Source organism: Bacillus cereus group sp. MYBK216-1, assembly GCF_051916495.1.
Lineage (GTDB): Bacteria > Bacillota > Bacilli > Bacillales > Bacillaceae_G > Bacillus_A > Bacillus_A thuringiensis_K.
This window is the reverse complement of sequence record NZ_JBQAGT010000002.1, coordinates 530,974-545,650: the sequence shown is the minus strand read 5'-3', so window position 1 is coordinate 545,650 and position 14,677 is coordinate 530,974. Positions and strand designations below refer to the sequence as shown.

The window sequence follows — 14,677 nt, the reverse complement described above, 5'->3', positions numbered from 1 at the left end:
CCGACTGTCGGTCTATTAAAATTATATGTTTAGTTTGCAAAAAGTTTCCTATTACCGTACATATACAACACCATACTTTCCATTTCCTTTATAAATTTTTATTTTTTAACGTCCGCTCAATTTGTTTAAAACGTATCTCATGTTTCTTATCGTCACCTTTCATTTTAGGAAAAGAACGATGCCCTCCGCTTGATCCTATTTTTCTCGATTCTTTATCCAGACGCACAACACTTTGTAGTTTTTCAGCTCCTTCACCACAAGTCAGCGCATCTCCTTTACATCGATGACTTCAAAAAATGACAATTGATTCATACGATACGGTTCCCCTCCGTTCGATCTATGTACTTATCAATGGAGTATTTTGTTGAGTTCCAATATGTAATATTGCATATTTCGCACTTTTAATTTTTGCACATGCGATAATTTATTTATAAAAATATAAATTATTAATAAGGGTGATTTATATGAGCAAATTCCGAAAGAAGATGATTAAATATTTGCAAACATTTTGGGGATGCTTAACATTTGGTGTATTAATGTTTGCTATCTTCTTAATTACGGATTTAACAGATGCATCTTTAAATACATTAGGTTGGAGAGACTGGCTAGGTTCTGTAGCAGGCGCAACCATTTTATCTGTTGGGATGTTTACTTTAAATAAATTGAATTTAAAATAAACATTCGGTCAATACTGTATGTAGGCTGTATGCCAACATTCATTTAAAGTAGTCTTCTCTGTATCTCCTTGTATTGAGTATTGAGCAGTTAGCTTTTGCTAGCCGCTCTTTTATTTTGTTCCGGTTCTTGCCTCTTAAAGAACTCTTTATCTACTTTCCCCCAATAAGTACACATATCTATTCTCCATTGCTACAAAATGAAATCTTTATTTTGTTTTACGCGTCGCTTTTTCAATCAGCCAAGATACAATATTAAAATCATTAGCTTCCCCTTTAAAGATGTTCCGTTCCAAAAGCATTCTTTCATCACTTCAAGTAATTCTTCAACAGCTTCAATTCATCTCATATTCATTTTCCCTTTCTCCCAAATAACTATTTTGTTTTATTAATTAACTGATTAATAAAACAAACACCTTTATTAAACATTCCATGTTTCTTCACCCCTTGAATATTTTTTAAATAAAAATACATACTATTTTCAAGCCGCCGTGTCCACGGCTAATACCTCTTATCTTTTGTTACAGCAAAAGCAGGTAGGTTCTTCACTTATCTGCTTTCTCTGTATATTTTTTAAGAAATCGAAAATAATACCAACAAGCTGTTTGAACTAGCAGCTTCACTCTTCTCGCAATGGGGATGCAAATTATCACAATTAGCTAACTCATTGAGCTCACTGGCAGACAACCAAAATCGTTGTCTGCTTTTTGTATGAGATTTTTCGTTTTACATATACTACTTTTGAACCTGCAGACCAATACGAGCCATTTTGGTGCTTGGGATTTCCCTTCCGGGGATAAGTATCTTTTACTTATCCCTTTTTTGTATAGACATGTATATTTAGGGTAAAACTAATTACAAGCAGATTTTCTGTTTATGCGTAGTTCTAAACAAGATTACTTTTTCTCCTATTAAAGGACGGCAGGTACGACTGCTAGTCCTTTTTTCTTATTTCGCATATTATCACTACATTACCTTCATCGTCATAAGCAATTTCCCCATAAGGATGGCAGTGGTGCTTCTCGAGTTCCTCATCGATCAAAACTAACAAATTAGTTTTCCAGTTTCCAACAATCGTACACCAATACGAGTTTAATCCTTCATAAACTTCTCTTGTTCTATTTCGATAATTGCGGAATGTGTAATGAAAATACTCGCTCGCTTCAATACCTTTTCTTTTAATCAAAGTGTTCTGCTGAATGATAGTAATATCCTTGCTCTAATGGTTTTGGACTATAAAATTTCCTTTATAAATTTCAAATACGGTGAATGAAATTTTTGTTTTTTCTTGCCATCATCCTTGTTGTATACAAACAAAAAAAGAGCCACAATATTTTGCGACTCTTTTACAATTATAACTATTTAACGACCACGCCTTTGCTGACCTTGCTTTGTACTACCTTTTTTATTACTTGGCTTATTAAATGATCGGTTATTTTCATTTCTAGAACTATTTCTAGAACTATTTCTTGAACCACTTCTTGAGCTATTTCTGGAATCACGTCTTGAATCACTTCTTGAACCTTCGCGGCTATCTCTTTGACGATTTTGACCTGATTTCTTCGGAGCCGGCTTTGGTACCGGTTTTCCATTTTCATCAACATGTTTTATCTTTGGTTGTTCAATTATTTCTCTTTGTATTGGTGCACCAAGCGTTTTTTCAATTTCTTCTAAATGTTTTTCATCTTTCGCTGCAACGAACGTAATTGCAAGACCTGATCCACCTGCACGTCCTGTTCGGCCAATGCGGTGAATATAACTTTCTACATCTTCAGGGATATCAAAGTTAAATACGTGCGTTACACCATCTACATCAAGTCCACGAGCTGCTACATCCGTTGCGATTAAGTACTGAATTTTAGCTTCGCGGAAACTCTTCATAACTCTTTCACGTTTCGCTTGAGGTATATCACCATGAAGTTCAGCACAATTATAACCTAGTCCTTTTAAATTATCATAAAGTTTACTTACTCTAAGTTTTGTACGGCAGAAAATAACAGCTAAAAATGGCTGATCACGATCCATAACAAAACGAAGTGCATCTGGCTTTGCACGGTCTGTCGTCTCAATGACACGCTGCTCAATTGTATCAACCGTTACTTCTTCACTTTGTACTTGAATCATTTGCGGTTCATCCATATAACGCTTCGCCAATTTTTTAATATCTTTTGGCATCGTTGCTGAGAATAACATCGTTTGTTTACTACCTGGTGTCTCATCTAAAATATCTTCAATATCATATAAGAAACCAAAATAAAGCATTTGATCCGCTTCATCTAATACAATTGTTGAAAGATTACTTAAATCAATTGTTTCACGGCGTATATGATCTAATAATCGTCCCGGTGTTGCTACAACAATATGTGTATTACCTTTTAATTTTCTCAACTGTTGCGCAACATCTTGTCCACCATATATCGCTAGTACATTAATATCTTCTCTTTGAACAAGCATTTTTTTAATTTCAGTTGTAATTTGCAGTGCTAGTTCCCTTGTTGGTGCAACAATTAAAGCCTGAACATCACTAGACGCTGGATCGATTTTTTCTAAAATCGGTAACACGAATGCTAACGTTTTACCCGTTCCTGTTTTCGCCTGCCCAATAATATCTTTGCCTGACAGAATAACAGGAATTGCCTTCTCTTGAATTGGTGTTGCTTCTGTAATTCCATTTTCACGTAATGTATGATTAAAAGTTTCACTAATTCCTAATTCTAAAAAGTTTTTCAAATAGACCACTTCTTTTCCTTATTTTTCACATTAGCTTTCATTGTACCATTTGTTTCGCTAAATATGAAAAATAAAAAAATTCTTATCTTCTTTTTTTATATTCATCTTGTACTAGATGGACAAATTCTTTTTGCTTTTTCTCTGATTTTATTAGTACTTCCATATTTGCTGAATTCAAAATATACTTCTTAATTTTTCTATTACTCCAAATTAAACTTGTATACTTCGAATCTTCATGTAGATTTCGAAACCACTCTAATTCACTTAATTTTGCGATATGATGTTTTAATTTCATGTCACTTCGAGGGTAAAACAAAATAACATTTGCTATTACATCAAATAACGAACCCATCTTCTTCCCCCTATCCCCTTGCTCAAATTATATATTCTTCTTTACATATATATTTCAATTTTACCGAAATATAATGTTACTGATTTGCTCGAAATCGCAAAATATATGAACTAAAAAACCGATCTTTTCGATTTAGGAAAGACCGGTTTTCATTAGTTTATACAGTAAGCTTTCCTCCATGATAGCAATAATACTCTGCTGCTTTAAAACTTTTAATCCTATTTAAAGACTGTTTCGCTTTTTCTATATCTAAACAAAAATTCGGATTAGCTATTACTAACTCACTATTCTCTTGAACAGCCGCATCTCCCGTAATTACACAATCTAAATTCGGAAAATATAATGAAATATGCCCCGAAGTATGTCCTGGCGTCGCTACTATTTGACATTCATTATTCAAAATCATTTGACCATCATGCACTTTTTCATCGACGGAAATATGTTTTATATTTTTTAACTGTTGTATAAACCATTTACCAAATTCTTTTTCTTCATTTGGCATACGTTCTAACATTTCTTCAGCTTGAACTAACCTCTCTGATTTTATATCACCACTAATATAGTTAGATTCAATTTCACTAGCAATAATATTAATGTGAGGATATTTCACTTTGAAATCATATAAAGCCCCTAGATGATCATCATCATAATGAGTAATAATTATATTTTTTAAGTTTTTCATCTCATATCCAGGTTTTAATATTGCATTTTCAATTAAAGGTAAAAAACTTGTATATCCTGTATCGACTAATGTTAATTCATTATGTACTATAATTAAACTTGGATAAACACATTGTTTTTGCCCGTTAAATTCGAATTCAATTGGTAGTTCTATTATTTTCATTTTTCTTCCCCCATACCGCTTATAAAATGCATAATAATAACTAAATCATCCACATACATTTTACAATATATATACTATGTAACGGAACAATGTGAATCATTGTATAATCCACATTATATTATTTTAAACAGTTAATCCCCTATTTTTATGGAAATATATAATTAAGAAAAACAATAAAATTGATTAATCTCTCACTTCTTTGTCCATCCTTTTAAAAAATCTATATTTTGTAAAAGGAGTGTTTATATGGAGAAACAGACACTTTGGAAAAAGTTCAAAAAAAGCTCTGTAAACCTCGGTAAATCTAGCGTATATGAAAGTATTATTTTATTCTACACAATGAAAAAGAAAGAATTACCTACTAAGGCGAAATTCATAATATTAGCCGCTTTATCTTATTACGTATTAACAATCGATTTCATTCCAGATATAGCTGCTATTATTGGGATTGGCTTATTAGATGATGTTTTAGCAATCGCTGTAGCGCATAAATACGTTATGAGTCACGCAGATGCTGAAATTCGAGAAAAGAGCAAAGTAAAGATGGAATCATTATTTACTTCAGCACAAGCATAATGAAATTATCTAGTCATTTACCTACCTTTTTACTTTCAAATAAAGCTAACTGTAATTAATGATAGTTCCACCTCACTGAATATTCCCCTTCACCATGAGAGCATAGCAGAATAAATCCCTAAACAAAAGTATTTCTCTTAGCTCTCAAACCGTAAACAAATAAGGCGTCAGCACTTGTTCCTAAGTTCTGACTCCCTTTTATTTGTTCTTATATCTATCTGTTATACAGTTGCATGTGTCCCCTTATACAAAACTGCTATTGCCGCTACTATAAGAATCATACCCATAAAAGCAGGTGCGGTATGACCAAGTGATACATAGATTTGTCCTCCAAGAATAGGACCAATCATTCTTGCTAAAGCTTGAATAGATTGGCTTCCACCTTGAATCCTTCCTTGTTCACTAGAACTGACAGACTTTGAAAGCATCCCGTTGAATGAAGGTCCGAAAATTGAATCCCCAAAACCATACATCAGCGTCCCAACGATAAGTAGTGGATAGAGTGAAAACAAAGCTGATGCCGCAATAAAACTGTATCCTATAATCTCCGAAACCATCCCAAGAATTGCTATTTGTTTATCACTAAGCTTGATCAAAAGCTTTGGCATTATAAAACTTTGTGAAACAATGTCTTGAAAGCCCAAAATTGAAAACATAAGTCCGATTAATGCAGGTTTCCAACTGAAAGTATCCATTGTAAATTGCGTGAAAATTGCTTGTAAAGATCCGTTAGGTATCCAAAGTAAAAACGCTGAGACAAGTAACCACTTTAAATTTTTCATGGAAAGTATGTTTGCTAGCTGTACAAAAGGATTTAACCTTACAAAAGTAATCTCTTTCAACCTATTATTTTTTTCAAGGCTCTCAGGCATATATTTGATCCCATATACAACATTTATTAGCGTTATGATTGCACCAAAATATATAGGTACAGTATCACCAAACTTGGCAAGTATCCCCCCAATGGTTGGGCCAATGATAGTTCCCGCACCTACAACTGCACTCACCCATCCAAAATATTTCGTTCTCTGTTCTTTTGGAATGATGTCTGCAAAATATGCGAAGATAGTACTTATGCTCCCGCCTGTTATTCCTTCTATTATGCGTCCAGCAAATAGTACCCATAAAGCTCCTCCTATTCCAAAAACTAAGTACCCAATTGCAGAACCAAATAAGCATATTAAAAGTAGTGGACGACGGCCATACTTATCGCTTAAAGCTCCGAGTACTGGTGCAGCTAAAAACACGCAGGCCGCATATACGGAAGTTAGTAGTGTAACAACTAATGCTTGTTCTTCCGGATTACTTGTATATGGCTGTACTAAGAATGGGACTACAGGCATGATGATACTGAAACCTATACCACAAAGAAATACAGAAATAAGTCCGAATAGTAAAGCATGTTTATCTATGCTTTTTTCAGTTCCCCTTTCATTTTTCGATCTAAATATAGACATTTAACTTCTCTCCTAAAGATTTTGTTGCTTTGTCAACAAAATAATAACTCTGTTTTGTTGATTAGTCAACAAAAATAAAATAATAAAAAAGCAGCCTATTCTCATTAGAGTAAGGCTGCCCGTAAAAGCCCGATTGGTGAGGGCTGATAATCAGTGGAGATGAAGAAAACCCCACTGATTAAAGTTTCACTTTATTATTAAAATGTATTACGATTTAATATGTATACCTTGTTTCTTTATTTCTGCATCCAAATGTCTACTATACTTTTCCACAAAGCTAATTATACTGTTGAATTCTTCTTCAGTTACTTGCTCAAATACAGCTTTATCCCGCTCTTGAAACTCTTTGTGCAGATCTTCATGGATTTTATAAATTTCTTTCCCTTGTTCGGTGAGCCTAAAATAAATTTCTTTCTTATTTTCTGACTTTTGGTAGCTTTCAACAAGGCCTTTTTGTATGAGCTTCTTAGTCATTCTACTTATAGCACCACGAGTCACATAAAAAGCCTCTGCGAGTTGTGTCACGTTAGAATCTGCATTGTTTTCAATATATTCAATACAGTGGACTTCAGAAGACTTAAACCCTTTAAGACCTTCTTCCATCTTATCTTTATTAAGCCAAACCAGCTTATTATATAATTCCCTGAAACCGTTCATGACCTGTTCTTCTTTATTCATGACCTGCCCTCCTCACCGCTCATTAGCACATTAAGACTATTATATTAAATTTCTGCTTACGTTTCGACAATATTGAAATAATTATTGTAACATTAAAGATATGTGCAAAAATTGGCGCTTAAATAATACAATTAATTAAACGGAAAATTCCGCAAGTTTATCGCTACTTACAGTAAACGGTAGACAAAAAGTAAGAGCTAAGATTATTTCTCTTAGCTCTTCTTTCATAAAACTATTTTACTTCATTAGCAACAAAAAAGTGCTCACATACACTCGATATGCGCTGTAAGTCCACGTTCCCACCAGATATAACTGCTACTACCTTTTTTCCTTTTGTATAGCTATCAACTTTTCCTGCAAGAAGTGCAGCAGTTGCTAACGCACCTGCACCTTCTACAACAGCTTTCCCACGTTGTAATAAATCTTTCATCGCTACTTCCAGCTCTTTTTCTGATACAGTTACAATATCATCTACTAATTCTTTTACAATTTCAAATGTTAATTCGCCTGGTATTTTAACTGCACAACCATCTGCAATAGTAGGCGCCTCATAATGTTCTACGATTGCGCCTTTATCGTAAGATGCCTTCATTCCGTGAACATTATCTGCTTGGACACCAATTATATTAATGGATGGATTAAAAGATTTCAATGCTACAGAAATACCAGAAATAATTCCGCCTCCACCTATTGGTACAATGACAGTATCTACATCCCACATATCATCAAGAATATCTAATCCAATTGTACCTTGACCAGCCATTACCTCTACATCATCATATGGATGTAAGTATGTTTCACCTGTTTCCCTTATAATTTCTTCACATTTTGCCTTTGCATCATCAAAGGTTTCACCATGTAAAATTACTTCAGATCCATATCCTTTAGTTGCTTCAACTTTCGCCTGCGGTGCAGAAATTGGCATAACAATTTTACTCTTAATACCGAGTAAATGAGCAGATAATGCAACTCCTTGTGCATGATTACCTGCTGAACATGCAATTACACCTCTTTCTTTTTCTTGATCCGTGAGCCGCGACATTTTATTAAATGCGCCACGAAATTTAAAAGAACCCGTTAATTGCATATTTTCTAATTTCAAATGAATTTCTCCGCCCGTTTTACTAGTCAAGTAAAACGATTTTACTAATGGCGTTTTACGAGCATTTCTATCTAGAATTTTGTGAGCTTTTTTAATATCGTCTATATGTAATGGTAGTTTTCTAGTTATCATACTTACACCTCTTCCAATGTTCTATTCCTAAGTTTTCGTAAGTCTTAGCTCCTTTATACGAAAAGAAAAAGTCTTTATATATGTACCCCACTCTAAAATAAACACATTTGCAAACAATTTAACATCCTCTTCATATCGCGTTCTTTATAATGATTTAAACATGCAATTTGAATCCAATTATTCTTTTGCAAATAAGATGACTCATAATGAACAATGTATCCTTGTAATGCTAACGCATCGCCTACTACTTTAGAAGAATGATCTTCGCTCAATACAATAGTAAGTATAATTGGCGCGGCATGTTCTTTAGGTGAAACAAGCTTTAACCCCATATCAGTAATAACTTCTTCAACATAATCGTATGTCTCTTTAATTTTTACAAATGCCTTTTCATCTTCAAATCTCTTCAACGCTTCTTGCAATGCGTAAATTAAATTCCATGATTGTGAGTATGGAATGCTTTCATTTTCTTCATACATGCCAATGTCCATATAGGCCGGCACAGCCTCGTTTATTTTTACAATGTGGTTATGAAAAACGAAAGAAATTCCGGTATATGATTTAATCGCTTTACCGCTAACACCACTTGCAAAATACACATCTTTCAGGTCTAATGGTATTGCTCCAATTGAACTTATACAATCTACACATAGTTTCATTTGATTCTCGTTACAAAGAGTATTTAACTCGTCTAAATCGTTTAACATTCCAGTAGATGTTTCATGATGAACAAACCAAAGCCATTCATAATTTCCAGTTGTTATTATTTCTTCTAATTCGTTATAAATAAACGGTTCTCCCATTTCTTTTTTATACGTATCAAAATGTAACCAAGCTCGTTTTGCATGTCCAACTAATCTATTTCCAAATTCTCCATTTGTTAATATTAGTCCTTTCCCTTTTAAAGAACGTAACTGTAAAGCAATCGCATCATTTGCTAACGTCCCTGTTCCTAACATAAGCTGTACATGTTTTGCTTTTGTCATGTGAAGTAACCGTTTTTTCGCATTGTCCATTGTCACTTGAAATGACTTAGATCGATGCGAAATAGGCCGCGTAGAAAATGCCTTTCGAACATTCTCTTCAATATCTACTGGACCAGGTAAAAACGTATATTCTTTCGTCATAATCCCCCCAACACTCGACTCTTCAAACATAGCAGGAGTAACATACATTGGCTGGAAGGTTGCTTCTTCTGTACCAACTAACGTATGGAAAGATTTGAATCCCATTTGCTTATATAAAGCTAGTTCACGTGTTGTTGCAGAAATGAGTGCTAATTCATATCCGTTTAGAAGCAAATAACGATGTAGAAAACGAATTAATCCTAACAACGCTCTTCCATTTCTATATTCACGTTCTACTGAAAGTAAACGAATTTCATACACTTTTTCTCCATGCTCTTGCAAATAAACATCTAAATTTGAGATTTTATAATCTAACGAGAATGGTCGTTTTCCCCGCACTGCGACCATACCTACTAATCTATCCTCATCTAAACAAATTAAATATGTATTTTCTTTATGAAACCGATCTATACGAAACCGGTCTTTCGTTTCTTCATGTTGTGGTATCTCTTCCACAAAAGTTTTATAATTTAATTTATGTATACTTTCAAATTCCCAATCTTGATCAGCAACTTTATAAATTAACCCCATGCCTTATCTCCTTTATCTATTTAATAAAAAATGATAAGTGGAGATTATCTCCACTTATTAAACATTCATTTTATTCTCGATTTACATATAGAATAAGTACAATAATCATTCCACTTAATATAGTGGTAACAATAGAATAAGAATAAAGAATCATACAAATTGGTAAACAAGCAATCGTAATTAGTCCTGGCTTCGTAAACCCTTTAAATATTAAATAAAATACAATAAAAATGCCTAAGAGGGTAAGCGCTATCAAATAATCAAATGCGATTAGTCCTCCTATAAATGTTGAAATACCTTTACCGCCCTTGCCTTTAAATAAAACTGGGTAAATATGTCCAATAATAACGGCCAATAATGTTAACATTACGAATGTAGGATCTTTAAAAAGAGATTTTGCTACAGCAACAACTATTGCCCCTTTAATCGCATCACCTAAAAATGTAGCGATGAAATACCTTTTTCCATATACGCGCCCCATATTTCTTGCGCCAGGATTTCCGCTTCCTTCATCCCTAATATCAACGTTATGTCTCAATTTTGTTACTATATAAGCGGTCAATATGTTTCCAATTAAATAAGAAGCCACCAAATATAAAAACTGCATACTATTAATCATGTAATCATTCACTTTCTACATGGGAATACATATACAATATTCAATTACTACGTATATTGTACGTTTTTAACATACATCCCTTTATACATTTTAACATCATATTTTTACAAATCATACAAAAATTCTCATACACTATTTTTTAAAATATATATCCCTCATTAAATAATATGTTCCTTTCACTGCCATTTCTGCTTGTGCTACGAATCTAATTTCTTTCATACTTTCTTCACAGCATTTCTGAAATACAGCAAATATTTCAGGAACTAAACGCAATATACTGCCACTTACTGCAATTGGCGTTGAGTACTTAAAGTTCAACTTGTTATAAACATTTACTGTAATCCTTGCTAATTCCTTTCCAGCTTGCATCATAATTTCATGCGCATCATCATTGCCATTTCTCGCTTCCTGAATAACTAATGGCGCGATTGCTGCAATTTTATCTTTAGAAGAAGTATATACTAAGCTTTTTATATGAGACGGTGTCAAAAGTTGAAACTGCCTTTGAATATTCAAACTCAATGGACAAAGACTGATTCCTTGATCGAACTGAATTGCCATTTTCTTTAAAGCTTGTAATGCAATCCAATATCCGCTCCCCTCATCTCCTAAAATATGTCCCCATCCACCGCTATACTGATATACTTCTTCTTTCTTTCCGATACAAATTGCACCTGTACCACCTATAGTTAATATTCCATCCTTACCTTTTAAAGCAGCTGCATGTGCGATCATTGCATCATTAAAAATTTCAATTTTTGTTCCATATTTCTTTTTTAAACGTAATGTTAATTCATTTGTATTCGCTCCGCTTATACCAGCTAATCCTAAACAAACACAAATGCAATGCCCATTTATTAAACTCTTCTGGCATTGATTAATTGCTTCCATAATATGCACAAGAGCTTCTTCAAAATCTATTAATATGTTTCCAAAACCACTGGTAGCTCTTACAAGTTCATTTCCGTCTTTATCAAATGCAATTGCCTCGGTCTTCGTTCCCCCGCCATCTACTCCAATCATATACTTCATATGTTCGCCTCATTTTCATCTGCGTATGGAGGGAATGTTATATTCCCTAAAATTACGGAATTCTTAGCACCTGTTGCGCTCGGCACATTACTCGGATTACGATGATACGTTTCGTTTGCTAAAATAGCAAATGCAATTGCTTCTTTCGCTGCTGAAGAATGACCAATATCTTCTTGTATACATATGCTACATTTCTCTTCTCTTAATCCATTCCGTAACATTTCAACAAGTGTATTATTATAACTTCCACCACCACCTAAAATCACCTCATCAATTTCATAATACGGCAAAATAAACGCCTTATAATGATGAACAATTGAACATGCTGTAAACATCGTGACAGTTGCCAATATATTTTCTTTACTATGCTTTTTAAATCGATTCAATAATTCAGTCACAAACGCTTCTCCAAACTGTTCTCTACCTGTTGATTTTGGTGGTTTTATGTTCAAAAATGGATGGTTCATACAGTATGTTAAAATTTCATCTACAACTACCCCCTGCTTTGCAATCCAACCATTTTGATCATATGGTACATGAAATAATCTTTGACATACTTCATCGATTACCATGTTGCCTGGTCCAGTATCGAAAGCAATAACACTCTCTTTACTTCGTTTACTTGGAACCACTGTAACATTACTAATCCCACCAATATTTTGTAGTAGTCTATTTTTAGTTTGATGCCGATATAAAATAATCTCTGAATATGGTACAAGTGGTGCACCTTGTCCCCCTGCCGCCATGTCCATCGTTCGGAAATTCGAGATAACCGTCGTGTTCGTTTCATATGCTATTACTGCTGGTTCCCCAATTTGCAATGTTGAAGAAATAATATTCCCTTCTTGCTTTGGCTGATGATAAATCGTTTGTCCGTGAGAGCCTACTAAATCTAATTGTCTCAAAGGAAAATTGGCCTCTTTACAAACTTCCTTTACAGCATTGGCGAAGAATAAACCAAGTTTAAAATTTAAACTACATATAAGTTGGACATTCGAAGTTTCAATTGATAACGCTTGTTGGATCTCATTTTTCATATCATTACAAAATGGAACAGTAGTAAAATGGATGAGTTCGATTTTAGAATCTACACCACTTCCTTCTATATGAACGAGCGCTACATCTATTCCATCTAATGAAGTACCAGACATTATCCCTGCAATATACATAACGTGCATGACCTCCTATTTACTAAAAAACAAGCATGTAAGTAACGAACGTACAACCAATCGAAAACAATATAAATCTAAAAAACAACTGAGCTTTCGATGCAAACGATCCATCAATGAAAGAAACAACTACCGTAAGCAAAACGCTTGCCGCAATACTTGTAACGAGCCATATACTATGCATTTGTGATAGGTTTAGCATGCCTAATAAAGGGACAAAAAGTAAATTTGCACAAATCACTCCAAATAATAATAAAAATACGCCTTTATAACTAAATTTTATATTCATTCTATTTCCCCCTTTCTAGTTTTAATGTGAAAGAAGTGATAGACAAAAAGTCTATCACTCAAAATAACAGCGTGCAGATTAAGGATTAACAGATTCCCCGTCACCATTTTTTTCAATTTCAAGCATATTTTTGTCGTACATTTTAAAGAATGGTAAATAAATAAGGAACGATATTGCTATATTTATAAAAACTAATACAATCGCACGCCAATCTCCACCTGTTGCTAAATATGCACCAATTGGAGCAGGTAGTGTCCATGGCGGCATAATATGCGTTGGTGTTACAAATCCCATCGCAGTTGCTGAATATGCAACAGTTGCTGTTACAAGTGGTGTAATGATAAATGGGATAATTAAAATTGGATTTAGTACAATCGGTAGTCCGAATATGACTGGTTCATTAATATTAAAAATACCCGGAACAATACAAGTTCTTGATAATGCTTTCGAATATTTCGATCGACCAAATACAATCATAGCTAATACAAGCCCTAACGTCGCACCAGAACCGCCAATCCATATAAACCATTGATATAACGGCTCTGGTGAAATAAATGGCAACTGATCTGCTCCACTAGCAACTGCTTCACCATTTTTCCCTAGATATACTTCCCATAATGGCCGAGCAACAGTTCCAACAACCGACACACCATGGATTCCAAATGACCAAAAAAACGTAATTAAAAACACTGGAATAATTACACCGAAGTAACTATCCCCAGCTTTTACTAATGGTGCTGCTAATTTATCAACAACATGGTGTAAATCAATGCTAAAAACGACAGTTACTAGACTCATTATAATAATAACGAATGCTGCAGGTATAAGTGCTTCAAACGAACGCGATACTGACGGTGGTACTTGTTCTGGCATTTTAATCGTTACGTTGTTCTTCTTACAAAACCTTAAAATCTCAACTGATAAAATAGAAACAATCATAGTCACAAATAGTCCATGCCCTCCGAGATTTGTCATCGGAAGCATGAATCCTTTTTTATCAATTAATTCAGGAGTTAATGTTAAAAGTAGTGAACATACTGCAAGCTGAGCTCCCGATAAAGCATCTAACTTATAACTCTTCGCTAAATTATATCCTATTCCAAATGCTATATATAAAGACATAATAAACATAGTTAAACGATATGGTATTAATATACTTGTTTGATTCTTTAATGCCCAAACGGATATGAAACTATCTTTCGGTAATGGTGGAAATGCTACGATTAAAAAGAAACTTCCTACGATGATAAATGGTAATGCTGAAATAACTCCATCACGGATTGCTTGTAAATGTCTCTGTTCAGAAAGTCTTGCCATCGGTCCAGATAAGTTTTTATCAAGAAACGTGACAAACTTATTCATAAC

Annotated in this window: 14 protein-coding genes; 2 read left to right on the top strand and 12 right to left on the bottom strand. The window is 34.0% G+C overall.

Going from position 1 to position 14,677, the window contains the following annotated elements:
• The first annotated feature begins 464 nt into the window (after positions 1 to 464).
• The gene (locus tag ACTFRH_RS08395) at positions 465 to 677 is read left to right on the top strand and encodes a hypothetical protein (protein ID WP_000033163.1); all 213 of its coding nucleotides are present in this window, start codon (positions 465 to 467) and stop codon (positions 675 to 677) included.
• Between the two features lie 1,359 nt (positions 678 to 2,036).
• Here the strand turns inward: ACTFRH_RS08395 and ACTFRH_RS08390 are convergent.
• From ACTFRH_RS08390 to ACTFRH_RS08380, 3 genes are all read right to left on the bottom strand, one after another.
• On the bottom strand, positions 2,037 to 3,413 hold the full coding sequence (locus tag ACTFRH_RS08390; protein ID WP_003301266.1) for a DEAD/DEAH box helicase: 1,377 nt from the start codon (positions 3,411 to 3,413) through the stop codon (positions 2,037 to 2,039).
• 73 nt (positions 3,414 to 3,486) lie between these two features.
• Entirely contained in the window at positions 3,487 to 3,756 is a 270-nt protein-coding gene (locus ACTFRH_RS08385; RefSeq protein ID WP_000535042.1) for a hypothetical protein, read from the bottom strand.
• A gap of 157 nt (positions 3,757 to 3,913) precedes the next feature.
• Positions 3,914 to 4,600: an MBL fold metallo-hydrolase gene (locus tag ACTFRH_RS08380; protein ID WP_000691177.1), complete on the bottom strand. Its 687-nt coding sequence runs from the start codon at positions 4,598 to 4,600 to the stop codon at positions 3,914 to 3,916.
• Between the two features lie 246 nt (positions 4,601 to 4,846).
• Here ACTFRH_RS08380 and ACTFRH_RS08375 point away from each other — a divergent pair, with 246 nt between their 5' ends.
• Complete coding sequence (locus ACTFRH_RS08375; RefSeq protein ID WP_000415090.1) at positions 4,847 to 5,176, top strand: YkvA family protein; 330 nt, start codon at positions 4,847 to 4,849, stop codon at positions 5,174 to 5,176.
• Positions 5,177 to 5,397: 221 nt separating this feature from the next.
• On the opposite strand, the gene ACTFRH_RS08370 is transcribed toward ACTFRH_RS08375, so the two are convergent.
• The 9 genes from ACTFRH_RS08370 to ACTFRH_RS08330 form a co-directional block, all read right to left on the bottom strand.
• A complete protein-coding gene (locus tag ACTFRH_RS08370; RefSeq protein WP_000021789.1) occupies positions 5,398 to 6,633 on the bottom strand; it encodes an MFS transporter in 1,236 nt (411 codons plus the stop codon).
• Positions 6,634 to 6,840: 207 nt separating this feature from the next.
• Complete coding sequence (locus ACTFRH_RS08365; protein WP_001030902.1) at positions 6,841 to 7,311, bottom strand: MarR family transcriptional regulator; 471 nt, start codon at positions 7,309 to 7,311, stop codon at positions 6,841 to 6,843.
• A gap of 232 nt (positions 7,312 to 7,543) precedes the next feature.
• Positions 7,544 to 8,545 carry a bifunctional threonine ammonia-lyase/L-serine ammonia-lyase TdcB gene (gene tdcB / locus ACTFRH_RS08360; protein WP_000632956.1) on the bottom strand — a complete coding sequence of 334 codons (1,002 nt, stop codon included), beginning with the start codon at positions 8,543 to 8,545 and terminating at the stop codon, positions 7,544 to 7,546.
• A 92-nt stretch (positions 8,546 to 8,637) separates the two neighbouring features.
• Positions 8,638 to 10,203, bottom strand: coding sequence for an aminotransferase class V-fold PLP-dependent enzyme (locus ACTFRH_RS08355; protein ID WP_000523053.1), 1,566 nt, complete (start codon positions 10,201 to 10,203; stop codon positions 8,638 to 8,640).
• Positions 10,204 to 10,273: 70 nt separating this feature from the next.
• A complete protein-coding gene (gene plsY, locus ACTFRH_RS08350) occupies positions 10,274 to 10,822 on the bottom strand; it encodes a glycerol-3-phosphate 1-O-acyltransferase PlsY (protein ID WP_000610877.1) in 549 nt (182 codons plus the stop codon).
• A gap of 132 nt (positions 10,823 to 10,954) precedes the next feature.
• Positions 10,955 to 11,854 carry a BadF/BadG/BcrA/BcrD ATPase family protein gene (locus ACTFRH_RS08345; RefSeq protein ID WP_000876584.1) on the bottom strand — a complete coding sequence of 300 codons (900 nt, stop codon included), beginning with the start codon at positions 11,852 to 11,854 and terminating at the stop codon, positions 10,955 to 10,957.
• The gene (gene anmK / locus ACTFRH_RS08340; RefSeq protein ID WP_000274953.1) at positions 11,851 to 13,023 is read right to left on the bottom strand and encodes an anhydro-N-acetylmuramic acid kinase AnmK; all 1,173 of its coding nucleotides are present in this window, start codon (positions 13,021 to 13,023) and stop codon (positions 11,851 to 11,853) included. Before anmK ends, ACTFRH_RS08345 begins: the two co-directional genes overlap by 4 nt.
• Positions 13,024 to 13,045: 22 nt before the next feature.
• Entirely contained in the window at positions 13,046 to 13,312 is a 267-nt protein-coding gene (locus ACTFRH_RS08335; RefSeq protein ID WP_001021965.1) for a hypothetical protein, read from the bottom strand.
• A gap of 78 nt (positions 13,313 to 13,390) precedes the next feature.
• Positions 13,391 to 14,674, bottom strand: coding sequence for a PTS sugar transporter subunit IIC (locus ACTFRH_RS08330; protein WP_001032293.1), 1,284 nt, complete (start codon positions 14,672 to 14,674; stop codon positions 13,391 to 13,393).
• Between the last annotated feature and the right edge of the window lie 3 nt (positions 14,675 to 14,677).